Genomic DNA, 16,096 nt, shown 5'->3' with positions numbered 1-16,096 from the left:
GGACTGGGCGTAGAGGATCCAGTGGTGACAGTATTGTCGACGTCGGTAGCGGCATTCTTAAGCCTCGAATATTAGTTTTCGGCTGAATTTGGAAGAATGAGTCTCTCGACCTGATTTGAGTTAGTATTCCCGGTCAATCGTTGGTCAAAACTTCAACGATCTGGTCCAACAGTTTCTTTTGCTTTTTCCACCCTGGTGCGTGCAAGCTAACCAAATCAAAGAACTCTGGACTGTGATCGTGATGTTTGAGATGGGCAAGTTCGTGCACCACGACGTATTCGATGCACTCTCGTGGCGCCTTTACCAGATGCGGGTTCAGGATAACTTGACCCTGAGGTGAGCAACTTCCCCATTGGCGTGACATTTCCAACAACCGGAAAGGCGGAGGCTGATCGATCCAAGGCATCTTTTTGGACTTCTGATCGATCAGCCGCGCGAAGTAATCGCGAGCGCGTGTGCGATACCAGGCACGAACGATACTACGGACTTTTCTGGGTTCTTTAGATTGCGCCGTCACTTCCAACCGATTCCCGCGCAGTCGTGCTGTGCCTTTGGTCGTGTCACTCTGAACTACTTTCAATATATAGCGACGCCCCAGATATAGAACCTGTTCACCTGATACATAAGATTTGGGACGAACGTGGCGGTATCGATCCTTGGCTTCAGCGACATGATCAGCGATCCAACGGGCCCGTTTATGCACTGCTTTGTGGACCATCTCAACGGGTTGGTCTGGTGGAGCATCGACTATGACACTTCCATCAGGCTCCACGTGGATTGCAATTCGGGTCGTCCTTCGGGGATCCGGATTAACCTGATACGGGATCTGTTCATTGCCGTAGGTTAGAATGTTCTGGGCGGTCATGTGCCACGCCTCGCATCACCTGCACGGACGATTGCGACAACCTGCTCAATCACAGAATTGGCTGTGTCCAATCCTCCCAGAAGATTAAATAGCCGGGGCAAAAGAGCTTTTCGAATTTCCGCCTCGATGCCGGCAGGCTTGATCGAATGAGATCGAACAGCGTCTTGAACCACACCGTCGATGAAAAGTGCTTCTTCAACGAGTTTGTCTTCACCTAGATCATCAATCTGGTTCCGAACCAGTGACATTGCGAACGCCCCGTAGAAGGCTTGAGCCATTTTGTTGTCACCAAACCTATCCGGCACGGACGGTGTGGCGCGATCATCCACCATCGATTCAAGATCGGCAAACATGGTGTATTGCTTGCCTGGGTGATCGAATAACGCCTCGGCTTCACGGATGGCTTCCTTAAGCATTTCAGAGAATACCCGCTGAGCATAGGGATCATCGATCAGGACCTGTTCAATCGTCTTGCGAATGCGGGTCTTGATGACATCCGCCTCTGTCCGCGTTTTCTCGTCAGACCATTCTTCAGGATCACCTTCCTGGCCCAGTGTGTCGACACGGATAAACCCTTCTGGGTCCACAACTTCTTGGCCGATAACCTGCTTGTCCACCATTCGCCGTATTTGGTCTTCGTATTCAGAGAAATCCACGGTCTCTTGCGCATCACGTTTGGCCTGCACACGAAGTTCGGAAAAGAACCTGAGGTCTCGTTTATAGCTCTGAATTGTCTTTTCATCGAAGGCACCGTCCTCAAAGAACGTGCGGGATGAAAGGGCCAACTTCAGGCACATGCCAAACTCAGTCAGAGCGTCGTAAAAGTCTTCACGGACTTTCTGATTCTGGTCGATGCTATAACCAGTTCCATCTTCTGCCACTAGCGGCACCAGCACGCGACGAAACTGTTCCATATCCTGTTTGTTGGCTACATTCGCAAAGATTTCCCAGAGTGCGTCATGCAGCCCAGGAAGCCGTTTATATTCGACAGATACGTTAGACACGGTGCCCGCAAGATCGTCTATCTCGTAGCCCGCTTGCGTCTGTGAGGCGAGGTCTTGGTAATCTTGGATTGAGGTATCAAGCTCGGCCAGGATTCCTCGGTAGTCGATAAGGTAGCCAAACTGCTTGGCTTCATGCAGCCTATTAACCCTTGCGATGGCTTGGAGCAGATTATGACCCTTGAGGAGTTTGTCGATGTAGAGCACCGCGTTGCGTGGCTCGTCAAAGCCTGTCAGGAGCTTGTCTACGACGATCAGGATATCCGGTGCCCCGTCGGAGCCGAACCGTTCTAAAACGTCCGTCTCGTAGCCCTCGGGGTCATTGCCAACGTTCATCTTCCACCAGGTCTGCACCTCAGGTGTTTTGGTCTCATCTGTGTCTTCGTGACCTTCGCGAGTATCAGGGGCTGAGATCACAACTGCACTGGTCACCATCCCAGTCAGATCAAGGGCGTTTTTGTAGCGGATAGCGGACAGTTTGTTGTCTGTTGCCAGTTGCGCCTTCAGGCCCAAACCCAGTTTGGCGAAGTTCTCAGTGAAGTGCATGGCAATGTCCCAGGCGATGAGATCAATACGCCCACCCGCGCCGTAGACTCGTCCTCGACTGGAATACTTTTGTTTCAAGTCTGACTTCTGACTGTCTGACAATCCCATGGTGATCTTGTCGAACCAAGCATCAATTGCCGTGTCGTTGATATCCACGATGGGCCTGCGTTCTTCATAAACCAACGGTGTGACGGCTCCGTCCTCAACCGCATCCTGCATCGTGTAAGCATGCAGGATCGGGCCGAACTTGTTGCGGGTCTTATCTTCCTTCAGCAGAGGTGTTCCAGTGAAGGCGATGAAGGCCGCGTTGGGCAGTGCCTGTCGCATCCTCTCGTGGTTCTCGCCGCCTTGGCTGCGATGTCCCTCGTCAACCAGCACAATGATTTTGTCAGATGTATTCTTGCACTCCGGTAGCTTGGTGGCTGAATTGAACTTCTGAAGCAGAGTGAAAATGATCCTTTCCGATCCAGACCCTATTCGCTTGGCAAGGTCTCGCCCAGACTGGACCTTGGAAGTTTCCCCATCCTTTTTGGTCGCAACAGCCGAGCCGAACGCCCCGCCCGTCAGGAAGGTAGAAGCAAGTTGATTTTCAAGGTCCACACGATCCGTGACAATGATGATCCGGCACCCCGCCAAGTCCTGATCAAGCAGAAGCGCCTTTGCAAGGAAAACCATCAGGTTGGACTTGCCTGAGCCCGTGGTGTGCCAAATCACACCGCCCTCACGGCTGCCATCGGGCTTCTGCTTGGTCACCTGCGACAGGATCGCCTTGGCCCCCTGAACCTGCTGATACCTCGCCGCGATCTTGCCGAGCTTTTGGTCGAAGAAGATGAAGCGCCTCGTGAAGTCGAGCAGGCGGTCAGGACGCAGCAGGCTGATGATCAACCGATCCTGCTCTGTGGGCCACACAGCGCCGCTGTGGAGCCTGTCGAAGTCGTCCCGCATCCAAGCGGGCTTGTCGGCGAACAGTGCCTCTCTCTGGGCCTCTGAGAGGGGGGTGGACTTAACCGCCTGCATCTCGACATCTGTGATCTCTTCTTCATTCCACGTCCCCCAAAACTTGGCAGGCGTCCCCGTGGTGCCATAACGCCCATCGGTGCCGGAGATTGACAGCAGGAGTTGCGAGTAGACGTAGAGGTCCTGGATACCGTCAGGCTTTTGGTTTCTCAGGTGCTGGCTAATTCCTTCTGTGACCATCGCGGCGTCCTTGGTGGAAGACACGGGCCGCTTTGCTTCGATCACCACCAGGGGAATACCATTCACATAACAGACCACATCAGGCCTAAACCGTCCCATGCCCGCAGGGCGTTCAACGCTGAGTTCTTCGGTGACCTGAAGCGCGTTGGTGGTTGGATTAGTCCAGTCGATCAACGGCACGGTGACGGATGTGCGTTGCCCATTGACGAACTCGGTCACAGTGATCCCTAGCGTCAGATGTTTGTAAATCGCCTCGTTGGCAGGGATTAGGCCTTCGTTAAGTCCGGTTGCACTGATTTCTCGCACCACCTGGTCAATACCGCCAGTAGAAAGGGAGTAGCTCTGCCCCTTGAATTCGAACCGATGGCACCTGAGGCGCTCGCGCAATACAGGCTCCAGCAGGACTGCACGTTCAGATCCGCGCAAGGCCAACGCATCAGCGGGGGATAGGTAGTCCCAACCCATCGCCAGCAACGTATGCAAAGCTGGGAGCTTGGATGCCGCTTCTTCACGGGTGTCGGGAGTGCGGGAGTGGGTCATGATGCAACGGCCTGCTGCCAAAAAATTTGCATTCTGGTAGGAAGTTTCCTACATACTAAACAAGGATTGGGAATTACCTGGTCGGCGATGGGGTGCTGGGAAACTGGTGCCCTTTTGCTTTTTTCAGTCATGGAAACTGCTTGATCGCTCCCATTTTGGTCAAAATTACATCGTAGGCGCGGTTTGGTTGCTTGGGGCGCAAGGTCTTCAATGCAATGGGTCGTGCAGTGAGATCAGCAAGCTGTAGTCCCGTTGAATTGACAGATTTCTTGGCGAACTTTGGTTCAAAGTCCATAATTTCAAACTTGTGCTTGCGATAGCCCCAATGTCCGTCTCCAGCTACTATCCGACGGAAAGTCAGCTCAAGGTCGTCATCCTCTGTTTTGCCGCGGCATTCGAAAACGACGTGTGTCAACTTTCCTTCCTGACCATTTTCTCGCAGGAATGTTTGCAATCGCTCCAAGCAGAAGTGCAGCGCTAGATCATACGGGCTCCAAGGATTGGCATACTTCACGGTCAACTTCACCTTATCGATGACGGATCCGATGATCGTGATTGGCGCATCTACCATCACCTGGGTCAGGTCTTCGTAAAATTGTTCACGCAGGGCGCGATCAGTTAGCAAGAAGGTGTAATCGCCTTTGGACTTTCTGATTTCGTGCTCGTGCAGCACGACCAAGTCGTGCCCCCAATACTTGAACTTGAGCGCCTGCATTGATGGCACCACCATGGACAAATACTCGTCCTTCTTCACTATGCAGAACGACAATGCAAAGACCGGGAAATCGGCATCTATCGAGGTTAGGCTGTGATCACCGCTTTCATCAACATACACGATGTAATCCGAAAACTCCGCCATGCTTCACAGCCTGTCGAACACTGAGCCTACGCGCGGCTCAAACAACTGCTGATATCGCTTCGTGGCGTAGTCGTCGGTCATACCAGCAATGTAGTCACAGATAACCCGCTTCTTCAGGTCATCACTGGAGGCTTCGTCATGCCGACGAGCATCGCGTTTGGGCAGAAGTCTTTCCGGATCAGTTGCAAAGGCGTGGAAGAGTTCGGTGACAATCTTCTGACCCTTGAACTCAAGCTGCTGGACCGTAGTGGTAATAATCACCTGATTAACAACTAGGCCTTGCAACACATCTAGAACCGCACGGGCCTCCTTCGCTAGAACGGCCTGATACCCGAAGATAGGGTTGCCAAATTCGTGAGGGTTTGATGTGTCCAGTGTCGTATGTCGGATGCAGAAATCGACCAGCGCACCGATGGCCTTCTTCCGCTTGTAGGTATGTGACGAAAACAGGCTCGCGATGAGATTGCTATAGCTCATCCCGTCTGACCATTCACAGAACCCACCAATGTCTTCGGCTCTCACTCCGGCCTCGAATGCCGCGCGGTCGATCAGTCCCAGACCAATCGCATCCTCGAGGTCATGAACCCCGTAAGCGATGTCGTCGGCGATCTCCAGGATCGAGGTGTCGAGAGCGTGGTGCTGAGTCTTTTTGTGCTTGTTGTCGCCCTGATGTTCGAGCTCGCCGCTAATCCGTGGCCAGTCGCGTAGGTCTTTAGCGATCCAGTCCACGACCTCGATTTCCGTATCGAGGTAGCATTTAGGTGGTTTGAATGGTTTGGCCTTGAATACCGAGGAAACAGCGTCAGTATCCGCCCCTTCATACTGTTTCTTATTAACAACTGCGCTCAGCGGTGCGGGATACTTGAGCACACCCAACAGAGACCTGCGGCTCAGGTTCATGCCGAGCGTTTCGTGATACGGTTCGATCAACGCCATGATGCGCAGGGTCTGACCGTTTCCCTCAAACCCGCCATGACCGATCATGCAGCGGTTCAACGCAATCTCGCCGCCATGACCGAACGGAGGATGGCCGAGGTCATGAGCAAGACAGATGGTGCGGATCAGGATCGGGTCAGGGAGGATGTCGTAGCTGGGTGTCCCTTTGATCGCTGCGGCTTTGAACCGGCGTGCGATGCCTTCTCCGATCTGGCTGACTTCCATCGAGTGGGTCAGGCGTGTTCGGTAGAAATCGCTATCACCAACACCGAGCACCTGCGTCTTGGCCTGAAGGCGGCGGAAGGCGGCGGAGTGCACAACCCTGGCATAGTCCCGTTCATAAGCAGTGCGTCCGTCTTTGGTGACACCACCATCCCTGCGTTCTTCCCAATATGTCATTCAATTCAGATCCTTAAAAATAATCGTCAAATCAGACCACCACGCGCCGTTTGCCTGTGAGCAGTTGCTGCATCAGGGCTTTCTTTTCGGTGCGGAGTTCGGTGATCGCGTTCTCAAGATGATCAATTTCATCCTGAGCAGCGTCAATCACGTCAGCTATTTTGACTTGCTCGGCTGTCGTCGGCAGAAACAGCTTTGTTGCTCTAATGATGGCGGCATTCAGATTAGGCTGGCCGCCCTGAGTAAGTCGCTTTGTCTTATCCATGGCCAACTCGATTGATCTGTGGAGAAAAGAGGTTTCAACCGCTGGTGAAGGCTCAACAGCCAAAATAGCCTGATTGATTGCCGCACTGATGCCCGCAATGGATACAACCCCAGCAGTAGCGCCATACATCGCGACAAGTATGTTCTCTGGTTCCACCATGTTCGCAGACGATGCCGCAAGGGCTTCTTCAGTTATCGATTCCTCAGTAGTTGTCACACGCGCTGCATTGACCTCACCCGATTTGATCCACGGGATCGAGCCACCGAAAAACTCTGGTCGTTTCCTAGAGGGGGTGCCACCAGACCAAGAGCGCGATACATCCCCCAACCGCACCTCTTTCCAGGGTTGGCCTTCGAACTCTGGGAAGCGGCGGCGGCCTGTGATGAGGGATTGCATGAGGGCGCGTTTTTGGGCTTTCGCGGTTGTCAGCAGGGCCTTAGTCTTCTCGATGGCCGCATCCCAGGTCGAGAGTATTTCTGCGATTTTCTGTTGTTCGGGGAGTGGGGGAAGGTTGAACTCGAACTTCAGCCAACGATCTAGCTTGAAGATCATCTTCTCGATGTGGACGCCAATGCTCGAATGGAAACAAGTCTGCTGGAAGAATACCGAATGAGCCAAGTAATTGAGGAAGGAGGTATCAATCCCATCATTGCCGTTCAGAACGGAATACTCATTGGAGACGACCGATCCCGCAAGTTCATCGGGCACCAACCCACACGCTCCGTGCACGATCTGACGTTTTGAGATTAGGAAGTCGCCCGCCTCGATCTTGAACTGGGATTTCACAAGAACTTCCCGTCCCAGGAAGCTGCCACGGTCGACTACACCGCCACGTGCCCGCTTCACCGTTACGAGTTTGTAAGTCTGATCATCAATCAATTTAACGGGACGACGAACCTCGGTGAGGAACTGACCAAGCGGAGCACGTGTCCATCCATCAGGCGTGTCTGACAGCTTTGGGATGCCAGGTTGAACGGTTGCAGGGAAAGAACTAGCGAGGGTGACCGCATTCATGCCAAACCAAGCTCCAGCAGATATCCCTCCATGCGGGTTTCCAACTCGGCTAGGTCTGCCTTCAGCGCGACTCGTTCGGCCCGCACGGCCATCAGGTCAATCTCTTCCTCCTCCTCGAACGTGTCCACATAGCGGGGGATGTTGAGGTTGTAATCGTTCTCCGCGATCTCGGCTCTGGTGGCGCGATAGGCGTATTTGTCCACCGTCCCCCGCGCCTGATAGGTCGCCACAATCCTGTCAATATGGCTCTGGTCCAGGGCATTCTGGTTGGTGCCGGATACGAACTCCCGTGATGCATCGACGAACATTACGCAGTCGTCAGGTTTGTGTTTGCGGAACACCAGAAGGGCGGCGGGGATGCCGGTGCCGAAAAACAGCTTTTCCGGCAGGCCGATGACGGCATCGAGCAGGTTTTCTTCTATGAGCTTTTGGCGGATTTTCCCCTCAGACGATCCGCGGAACAGCACGCCGTGGGGCACGACCACCACGGCGCGGCCTGACTTTGGTTTCAGCGTCTCGATCATGTGCAGGATGAAGGCATAATCGCCCTTGGTCTTGGGAGGGATGCCACGGCGGAACCGTCCAAACTTGTCCGTCTCAGCGGCTTCAGTTCCCCATTTATCAAGGGAGAACGGCGGGTTGGCCACTACGATATCGAAGTGCCGCAGTGCGTCGTCCTTAGTGCGCAGCTTGGGGTTGCGGATCGTGTCGCCCCATTCGACCTGGTGATTTACCTCCCCGTGTAGGAAGAGGTTCATCTTGGCCAGCGCCCAGGTAGAGCCTATGGCCTCTTGCCCGAACAACGCATAGCCCTTGCCGCCCTTGTCGCGGATGAGCCTGCCACATTTCATCAGCAGCGACGCCGAGCCGCAGGTGGGGTCGCAGATGTGGTCCCCAGGTTGGGGGTCGGCCAAGCGGGCCATGAGATCAGACACCTCTGCAGGCGTATAAAACTCGCCCGCCTTCTTGCCCGCCGTGGCCGCAAAGCGCGAGATCAGGTATTCGTAAGCCCCACCAATGATGTCGAGTTGACCGACACGTGACGGGCGCAAATCCAACGCTGGTTTGGCGAAGTCTTCCAGCAAGTGACGGAGAATGTCGTTCTTCTGTTCCTCGTCTCCGAGCTTGTTGGAGTTGAAGCTGATATCCTGGAATACGTCGCGCAGTTTGTCGCCGTTGGCTTCTTCGATCGCATGAAGGGCCTTGTCGATACGCTCGCCATTCCCAGCCTCATGCCGGCGGGCATGAAGGTCGTCAAAGCCAGCGCCAGTGGGTAAGACAAACGCTTCCTGCTGCATCAATGCGTCCACCAGCTCTGGAGTGCCGGGGTGTTCAGCTTCATACCGAGACCGATGATCTTTCCATACGTCACTGACATATTTCAGGAAGAGCATCGTTAGGACGTAATCTTTATAGATCGACGGATCGACCACGCCCCGGAAAGTGTCACATGCTCCCCATGCGGATTTGTTGATTTCGGATTGGGTGATGGGGGTCATCGTCTCTGCCTGCTCGTTCGAGTTTTGTTTTGCCGTAAGTATCTTGTGGTCGCAGGGGGAACTCAAGGACATTCCATACCTTTGGACATATCTGACTGGTGTTCGATTCAGCGATTGAGGAATCTCATTGACAATTCTACGTGACCGTGACATTATTAGTCACGGTCACAAGGAGTGTCGAAATGGCAATGTCACCCGCGGAACGAAAACGGCTACAGCGGCAACGGGAGAAAGAACAGCAACGGGCCACGCAGGATAGCACTTACCCTTACCTGAAACGGACATTCAGTGAGCAGGCAGAAGCACACGGCGGGTTCACTGAGTTCGAGCTTCCATTGTGGACCGCGGGCATAGACGCGCCCTCGTTCGACGATGAGCGTGGTCCAGAGGCGTTCGTGCTGGAGGATGCGACACTCGGAGAAGAAAATCCCTTTGGCGGCGCACAGGGCGCCGTAGGGCGAGCTGAGGTGATCATCGATTGCCTAATCGACGCAGCCGTGGGGCTAGCCGAGGTGGTGAATGCCTATAAGCAGCAGGAGATCACCAACTACCTGGCAGAACTGGAACGCTCTGATACGGCGGACAGGACCACGGCCATGAAGGAGGCCGTTCGGCTCAACAAGATACTCGATCAGCTTGATAAGCAGGTCCGCAGGTCTTTCCCTCAGTGGAAAGTAACGGGCGTCTAGGCCCTCAAAAGCAGCGACGTGGCCCCGGTCGGCAAACTGAAACCACGTCGCTCATTCAACGTCTCAATCAAAGGAGAGACATATGACTAGCGTTAATACCATCACCACCCCGGCAGGGGCAATCTTTTCTCACGAATCTACGACCTTTACTGAATTCAAGCTGTTCATATCCAATGTTGTTGGACGCAAAAAGGTCCGCGCCTCCGCTGTTTTGGTGGCTCCTTACTATGACGTTGAATATCTTAACTCGCCTAAAGGTTTGGTTGTATTGGCTCATCAAGACACGGTTGCATCGCAGGTGGATGGTATCCACCCGCCGGCAATCAGCAAAAGCATCGAGAATGACAAGAATATTGTTGAACCCTTAAGACGGTTGCATCGCGATGCACCGGCCTACAACGTCCACTATATGACGCGGCGGTCACAGGGGGCGCTTGTGCAGGAAGCATTTGGGCGGATGGTTCACGGCGGTAGCGCAGAAGCGCCTAGCGTTTCGACTGAAAAGTCATTCCGTCTCGAAATCTACAACACAAAGTTGGGTCCGATTATCGGTGCTATTGAAAGTTATGACCGTGTTTGTGTTATCCGCCCCAATCATGTGCAGGATGAAAAGTTGAGTTCAGAGGTGGCAGCATGAACGCCGGGTCTAATGTTGTCCATTTCCCGGACAGAGCACGAGACAGTGCCGGAGAGACCGCCGATGCTGAAAGACTGCTTGAAACTATGCTGTATGCTGCGTCGAAGGTAGCGGAAGAAATTCGTGCAGCCGAGCAGATTCTGGCTGAGTTGAAGGCTGAGTTGATGATAGAAATTGTTCCGGGTCAGAAAATCGACAGCTAGGCATCAACGTTTGTCATCACTTCATGCAGCAAATCCGCCGGTGCAAACTGGCGGGTTTCTTCTTTGGGTTGCACATTCCCACTCGCCGGATCAAAGTCCCAAAAAAGATTCTAGGGGCAGCTCATGCGTTCAAAATTCCGGGGCCATTTCAGCGAAACTCAGGAAACCATCGATGAGCTTTGGCAGTCTGCGACCTTCGTGTTTGACGCCAATGTGCTGCTCAATCTCTACAGATACTCGGATTCAGCGAGAACTGAATTTCTTACTTTTCTGTCGAAGATCAGTGAGCGGTGCTGGTTGCCTGAGCAGTGTGCTTGGGAGTTCGTAGATAACCGGGCAAACGTCATCAAAGATCAAATCAAGTCGTATGATGATACCAAAAAGGCTATTGGCCAGATCAGGACCAAATTTGAGGGAAGTAAAGCCCATCCATTCATTTCCGAAAGTAGCTTCAAAGGTCTGAACGCCGCTCTTGCCGCTATTGAGAAAGAGCTGACAGATGGCAAAGATGGTCAGATCAAACGATTAACTCAAGATCATATCAAGGAAGAAATAGCGGACATATTCGACGGTGCTGTGGGTGATCCATTCGCTGAAGACGAATTAGAAAAACTCTATAAAGACGGTAACGCTCGCTACAGTGAGAAGACCCCTCCGGGCTATATGGATGCATCAAAACACAAAGACTTGGACACAAATTTCGCTCTGCGATCCAGATTCGGGGACTTAATCTGGTGGAAACAGGCAATTCACAAAGCCAAGTCTGACAGTCTTTCTCTAATCATCGTCACCGATGACCAGAAAGAGGACTGGTGGGAGATTGTATCTGGTAAGACGGTTGGGCCAAGGCCCGAGCTGATTAGTGAGTTTTGCAGAGAGACAGGGCAACGAGTCTTGATCTACTCGCCCGAGAGTTTCCTGAGGCATGCGCGAGAACGACTTCAAGGCGGAGTGAGCCTGCAAACTATCAAAGAAGTGAAAACAGAGCAAAATATTCGTTCGCGCCCAGTTTATGACCCTCGGGCTAAGCTCTGGGAACGGAAGGCGGCTGAACAAACAAATGTAGCACTCCCGGGGCTTTCAGCGCTGTTGAAATCAAGGGAGACCAATAGTGCAGACACTTTTCGCAACGCAAAAGAGTTTCTACGTAAGATGCTGCAAGTTAGCCAAGGTGAAGAAGCGCATCCAGAAATCGATAAGCTTATATCGCTTCTTGACGAGAGAATTGAATTGGCATCCGCCATTAATCTCAATGAGGAGCTACTCAGCGAGCTAGGTAGTGAAAGTGAAGCAGAAGACCAAAGGGCAACCATCGAAAGTATTCTTGAAAACCTAAGAAAGTTAGAGCGTTCAGTTGCAGCACGGATCGAGCGACAATGGTCAAGAGTGATGCATTTTCGGAATGTCGATTGAAGCTCCATTGACGTTAGGTTAACTAGCCCATTTTAGGGTCGGTTACACGGTTACAAAATACCACGTAAGTTATTGATATTAAAAGGTGCGGTGGGGGTTCAAGTCCCTCCACCCGCACCAAATAAAATTACCATAATCATCATTATGCGTATTTTAGATGCAAAAATAATGGGATGTCGGAGTACGTAAATAATGGGACTGAATTATTGAGACTCGCTTCCCATTGAATTCAACACCCTAAGATTTTTTGCGCTTTTTGAGTGTTTCGACGGTTCGAGCGCTTCAAGTCGACGATAAACAGAAAGCCAATGAGCCTCTTCGCAACCAGGAAACCGGCGCAGTGTGTCTTACTTGGGTTTTGATTGATCAGCAGAATACCCTGCCCCAGCGCTCGGCCCATTCCGGTCGTTCATCCACTAAACACGACGCTGCAATGCGGCCCGACAAAGCTGCCGTTCGCAGCAAGTGGTCTAGTGGCGCAAACCGACCTTTCACTCATGGGTAAGAAAGCAACGATACAACTTGTCGAAGCAGTTGTTGGCTTCAAGCACAAACAAATGAGTCCTTCGAATGCACAGTCCGCGTCCCACAGGAGACTCTGGAACCGCAATCGAATTGCTGCCGCTGCGTTGCCGAAAATAGAGGTTGGTGCCGTGTAACAAACAATGCTCTCCCCCACGGCAAATCCTGCCAAAACAATGAGGGTTGACGATCACAAATCACGGTTATCCAACTCTAAACCATTGCCGGTGTCAAAATGCTCACAAAATCAGTCAAATAGCCCGCTGCACCTAAGTTCCTATCCCCCAACCGACAAAAAACAAATTCCTTACAAAAATTTAAGCTTTCTGAAAAGCCGGTTAAAACCTCCAGTATTTTACGAACCGCTTAGTTGATTGGTAACGAGGCGAGGGGCCTATGCTAAGTTCTGTTTTTTTATCAGTTTTGGCCGGCGTCCTTTCTGAACTTGGGTATCTGTGGTCTTCATTCCTTCTGGGTCCGGAAGGTGTTTTGACCATTTCAGCCAACAATGCCCAATACTTGGCCACTGCCTGTATTGCTGCACTAAGGTTTTTGCACAGAGGCCCCAAGAGCTCTCAGGGACCAATCGCACCGGTTTTGAACGTCAGGGCAGATCCCGAATGTCATGTACAGCATAGGAAGGACACTCTCCCTGGGTTGGATGACACTTTGGTTGATCGGCTCTTCCTTCGCACCCAAGCCGCTCGCAGTGGCGGACACATAGTTCGACAATCCACTTCCACCATCACAGCGAGAATTGGATAGAAAATGTCGAATTCCAAGAGTGATACATCGTCTGTTCTGGCCAGATTTAGCGAAAGGTTTGGCCTGGTTCAAAAACACGTCATTACCATCCCACCTGCAAACAAAGAAACTCGTCCAATCCATCAAACGCCCGGAGCGAGTCAGATCAGCAATTCCAAAGCCAAAAAGGAGCTAAACATGTCGTTGGACATTTCTAAACTAAGCGAAATCAAGGGTCTTTTGGGGGCGTGCCTCGTGGACAGCGACACAGGCCTAGTACTAGGCTCTGAGGGTGGCTCAAAATTTGATCTTGAAACTGCAGGCGCTGCGAATGTTGAAGTCGTCCGCGCCAAACTTCAGGCAATCGAAGCGCTGAAACTTAACGATACCATCGAAGACATTCTGATAACGCTTGGCAAACAGTATCATCTGGTCCGCCCGTTGGACAAAAACCCAAACATCTTTGTGTATGTCGCACTAGACAAGAAAACCGCCAATCTTGGTCTCGCCCGGCTTCAGGTGAAAGCCGTCGAAGAAACGTTGAGTCTCAAGTCTGCAACGATTTGCCAAATGGACTTAGCCATCACGTTATGGCTGGGTTCACTTACAGCGCATTCCAAACTGAAACAAGCAGGTCCAGTGGCAAAATCGGAGGGCTTAAAGTGAAGATACTCGTCGCAGAAGACGACAAAAAAACCGCCGACTTTGTCAATTCAGGACTCAGATCAAACGGTTTTAGTGTGGAGTGGTATGAAGATGGTCGGGATGCCCTGTCATATTGTCTATACAATGAATGTGACGCCATAGTCCTGGACCGCATGCTACCAGGAATGGATGGTCTTTCCGTTCTCAAAGCACTTAGGGCCGCGAAAAAACAGACCCCGGTTCTGTTTCTTACGTCAATAGGAGACGTTCAGGACAGAGTAGAAGGTTTGACCGAAGGTGCAGATGACTACCTAGTAAAGCCTTTTCATTTTTCAGAGCTGCTAGCGCGTTTAAATAGCATAATCAGGCGACAACCGTCCGATTTCTCGACAACTGAGCTTCATGTCCACGATCTATCAATGGACCTACTCAGCAGAGTTGTGAAACGGCAAGATGTGACAATAGAGTTGTTGCCACGTGAATTTGCGTTGTTAGAAGTCTTGATGCGCAATTCAGGTCGCGTGGTGACACGCACCATGCTTCTGGAGCAAGTTTGGGACTATAATTTTGACCCGAGTTCGACCGTGATTGAAACATACATCAGTCGTCTGAGGTCGAAGATAGACAAGCCCTTCGAGATGCCGCTTTTGCACACGTCTCGAAACGTTGGATACAGCCTTCATGGGCCGCGCTAGCATTGCCTCGAGCGCTCCAGCTTGTTTCGCCGCATTGATTGTCTGGATCATCACCGCTGTTTTCGGATATGCAGCCTATCTGGCGCTGGAAGACAAGCTCCGCTCTGACCTCGAACAACAATTCCTCGATGAAGAGCTTTTGCTTCATGAGATATTGCAGGAAGGCGGCGCTGACGCAGTTCAGCGAGCAATCGAACATTTGAATAACCCTAATCGAACCCAACTTCACGTAATCGCGCTGTTTGACCAAAACGGTTCAGCACTTGCCAGTTCAATCGCGAAAGTGCCTGATACGAACGGATGGCACGAGGTAGATCCGGATTTTGTTCAATTCGGCGGGACCGCGCCCGTCTATATGCTTCATGCGTCCGAGTATCTTGGGTATCGCACAGTAGTCGCCCGTAGCATGACATCACTTAGTCAAGCGTTGACAACACTTTGGGAAGGGCTATTGCTACTGACGCTTGCAACAACCATGACTGTTTTAGGTCTTGGCTACTACTTCAGCTCTCAAAACTATCGGAAACTAAAGTCGGTTGAGCGAGCCCTGGAACCTCCTGTTCAAGCGAATGGTTCTATTCGTCTTCCGGTTTCGGGAAAGGGCGATCAATTCGATCGGATTTTCCAGTTGGTTAACCGACGTCTCGACTGGATTTCGAGTTTACTGAATAGCACACATGCTACTGCGGTCACAGTTGCCCGCGATTTAAAGACACCATTAACCAGTGGTTTTATCGCTTTGCAACAGGTTTACAGCGAAGTTGAGTATGGTGGCGACCCGCGATCCGGCCTCAATGAATTAGAGAGCAACCTAAAGCGCATTAGAGTTGTTTTCGACACGACCCTCAAGGTCTCGCAAATTGAGGAAGGAACGCATCAAAAGAGCTTTAAAACAGTGAACCTGAGCGCGCTCGTTGAGGGTGTTGCTGAGGCGCTGTATCCAGTTGCCGTCGATGCAGGTAAGCACATCTCGGCGGACTACAACGCCGACACGATATTGATCCGAGGCGACGAAAACATGCTGAAGCAGCTGCTCGTCAATCTTGTGAACAACTCGCTCCGGTATTGCCCTTCCGGTTCTTGGATCAGGATTTCCCTGACAGCCAAGCCCGATGTGATTGAGCTGGTTGTGACAGATAACGGTCCAGGGGTTCCGGAACCCCAAATCAACAAGATTTTTGACGCGTTTTTCCGAGCAGACGGCACAAAATATGAAGATGGCAATGGGCTTGGCCTGTCGCTTGTAAAGGCCGTTGCCACACGCCACGGCGCAATAGTCACTGCGGAAAACAATGAACCGGGCCTGCGGGTGTGTGTGAGCTTTGGAAAGCCTCGCGTCGCGGCCTGAACCTATGCGGAAGAACGGTCCACTCATAATTCGAACCACCACTTGGACAACTCAAACTAGAAAGCCCAACCTTTTGAAC

The 16,096-nt window shown here is 52.0% G+C and carries 13 protein-coding genes; 7 read left to right on the top strand and 6 right to left on the bottom strand.

Features of this window, described 5'->3' with window-relative positions; translation table 11 throughout:
- Positions 1-133: 133 nt before the first annotated feature.
- From AC2FFD_RS13880 to AC2FFD_RS13855, 6 genes are all read right to left on the bottom strand, one after another.
- A complete protein-coding gene (locus AC2FFD_RS13880) occupies positions 134-865 on the bottom strand; it encodes a M48 family metallopeptidase (RefSeq protein ID WP_496873359.1) in 732 nt (243 codons plus the stop codon).
- A complete protein-coding gene (locus tag AC2FFD_RS13875) occupies positions 862-4,149 on the bottom strand; it encodes a type I restriction endonuclease subunit R (RefSeq protein WP_496873358.1) in 3,288 nt (1,095 codons plus the stop codon). Before AC2FFD_RS13875 ends, AC2FFD_RS13880 begins: the two co-directional genes overlap by 4 nt.
- A gap of 127 nt (positions 4,150-4,276) precedes the next feature.
- Complete coding sequence (locus AC2FFD_RS13870) at positions 4,277-5,008, bottom strand: DUF3800 domain-containing protein (protein WP_496873357.1); 732 nt, start codon at positions 5,006-5,008, stop codon at positions 4,277-4,279.
- Between the two features lie 3 nt (positions 5,009-5,011).
- Positions 5,012-6,343 carry an anti-phage deoxyguanosine triphosphatase gene (locus AC2FFD_RS13865; RefSeq protein WP_496873356.1) on the bottom strand — a complete coding sequence of 444 codons (1,332 nt, stop codon included), beginning with the start codon at positions 6,341-6,343 and terminating at the stop codon, positions 5,012-5,014.
- A gap of 31 nt (positions 6,344-6,374) precedes the next feature.
- A complete protein-coding gene (locus tag AC2FFD_RS13860; protein WP_496873355.1) occupies positions 6,375-7,622 on the bottom strand; it encodes a restriction endonuclease subunit S in 1,248 nt (415 codons plus the stop codon).
- Entirely contained in the window at positions 7,619-9,121 is a 1,503-nt protein-coding gene (locus tag AC2FFD_RS13855) for a type I restriction-modification system subunit M (protein ID WP_496873354.1), read from the bottom strand. Before AC2FFD_RS13855 ends, AC2FFD_RS13860 begins: the two co-directional genes overlap by 4 nt.
- A 182-nt stretch (positions 9,122-9,303) precedes the next feature.
- Here AC2FFD_RS13855 and AC2FFD_RS13850 point away from each other — a divergent pair, with 182 nt between their 5' ends.
- The 7 genes from AC2FFD_RS13850 (at position 9,304) to AC2FFD_RS13820 (ending at position 16,017) form a co-directional block, all read left to right on the top strand.
- Positions 9,304-9,810, top strand: a complete 507-nt coding sequence (locus AC2FFD_RS13850) for a hypothetical protein (RefSeq protein WP_496873353.1) — start codon at positions 9,304-9,306, stop codon at positions 9,808-9,810.
- 82 nt (positions 9,811-9,892) lie between these two features.
- The gene (locus AC2FFD_RS13845; protein WP_496873352.1) at positions 9,893-10,447 is read left to right on the top strand and encodes a hypothetical protein; all 555 of its coding nucleotides are present in this window, start codon (positions 9,893-9,895) and stop codon (positions 10,445-10,447) included.
- Positions 10,444-10,650 (top strand): hypothetical protein, encoded by a 207-nt coding sequence (locus AC2FFD_RS13840; RefSeq protein WP_496873351.1) that lies wholly within the window; start codon positions 10,444-10,446, stop codon positions 10,648-10,650. Before AC2FFD_RS13845 ends, AC2FFD_RS13840 begins: the two co-directional genes overlap by 4 nt.
- A 123-nt stretch (positions 10,651-10,773) precedes the next feature.
- Positions 10,774-12,063 carry a PIN-like domain-containing protein gene (locus AC2FFD_RS13835; RefSeq protein WP_496873350.1) on the top strand — a complete coding sequence of 430 codons (1,290 nt, stop codon included), beginning with the start codon at positions 10,774-10,776 and terminating at the stop codon, positions 12,061-12,063.
- A 1,290-nt stretch (positions 12,064-13,353) separates the two neighbouring features.
- Positions 13,354-13,995, top strand: a complete 642-nt coding sequence (locus tag AC2FFD_RS13830; RefSeq protein ID WP_496873349.1) for a roadblock/LC7 domain-containing protein — start codon at positions 13,354-13,356, stop codon at positions 13,993-13,995.
- Positions 13,992-14,669, top strand: a complete 678-nt coding sequence (locus AC2FFD_RS13825) for a response regulator (protein WP_480901135.1) — start codon at positions 13,992-13,994, stop codon at positions 14,667-14,669. The genes AC2FFD_RS13830 and AC2FFD_RS13825 overlap by 4 nt, the downstream gene beginning before the upstream one ends.
- Positions 14,656-16,017: a sensor histidine kinase gene (locus tag AC2FFD_RS13820; RefSeq protein WP_496873348.1), complete on the top strand. Its 1,362-nt coding sequence runs from the start codon at positions 14,656-14,658 to the stop codon at positions 16,015-16,017. Before AC2FFD_RS13825 ends, AC2FFD_RS13820 begins: the two co-directional genes overlap by 14 nt.
- The last annotated feature ends 79 nt before the right edge of the window (positions 16,018-16,096 follow it).

The sequence above is a fragment of the Ruegeria sp. YTSC002 genome (assembly GCF_059609845.1).
This window is presented reverse-complemented; position numbering and strand designations above follow the sequence as displayed.

Coding starts and splice junctions, on each gene's coding strand:
- AC2FFD_RS13850 (WP_496873353.1), top strand. CDS start 9,304: ATGGCAATGTCACCCGCGGAACGAAAACGGCTACAGCGGCAACGGGAG.
- AC2FFD_RS13870 (WP_496873357.1), bottom strand. CDS start 5,008: ATGGCGGAGTTTTCGGATTACATCGTGTATGTTGATGAAAGCGGTGAT.
- AC2FFD_RS13865 (WP_496873356.1), bottom strand. CDS start 6,343: ATGACATATTGGGAAGAACGCAGGGATGGTGGTGTCACCAAAGACGGA.
- AC2FFD_RS13860 (WP_496873355.1), bottom strand. CDS start 7,622: ATGAATGCGGTCACCCTCGCTAGTTCTTTCCCTGCAACCGTTCAACCT.
- AC2FFD_RS13845 (WP_496873352.1), top strand. CDS start 9,893: ATGACTAGCGTTAATACCATCACCACCCCGGCAGGGGCAATCTTTTCT.
- AC2FFD_RS13830 (WP_496873349.1), top strand. CDS start 13,354: ATGTCGAATTCCAAGAGTGATACATCGTCTGTTCTGGCCAGATTTAGC.
- AC2FFD_RS13835 (WP_496873350.1), top strand. CDS start 10,774: ATGCGTTCAAAATTCCGGGGCCATTTCAGCGAAACTCAGGAAACCATC.
- AC2FFD_RS13840 (WP_496873351.1), top strand. CDS start 10,444: ATGAACGCCGGGTCTAATGTTGTCCATTTCCCGGACAGAGCACGAGAC.
- AC2FFD_RS13880 (WP_496873359.1), bottom strand. CDS start 865: ATGACCGCCCAGAACATTCTAACCTACGGCAATGAACAGATCCCGTAT.
- AC2FFD_RS13820 (WP_496873348.1), top strand. CDS start 14,656: ATGGGCCGCGCTAGCATTGCCTCGAGCGCTCCAGCTTGTTTCGCCGCA.
- AC2FFD_RS13855 (WP_496873354.1), bottom strand. CDS start 9,121: ATGACCCCCATCACCCAATCCGAAATCAACAAATCCGCATGGGGAGCA.
- AC2FFD_RS13875 (WP_496873358.1), bottom strand. CDS start 4,149: ATGACCCACTCCCGCACTCCCGACACCCGTGAAGAAGCGGCATCCAAG.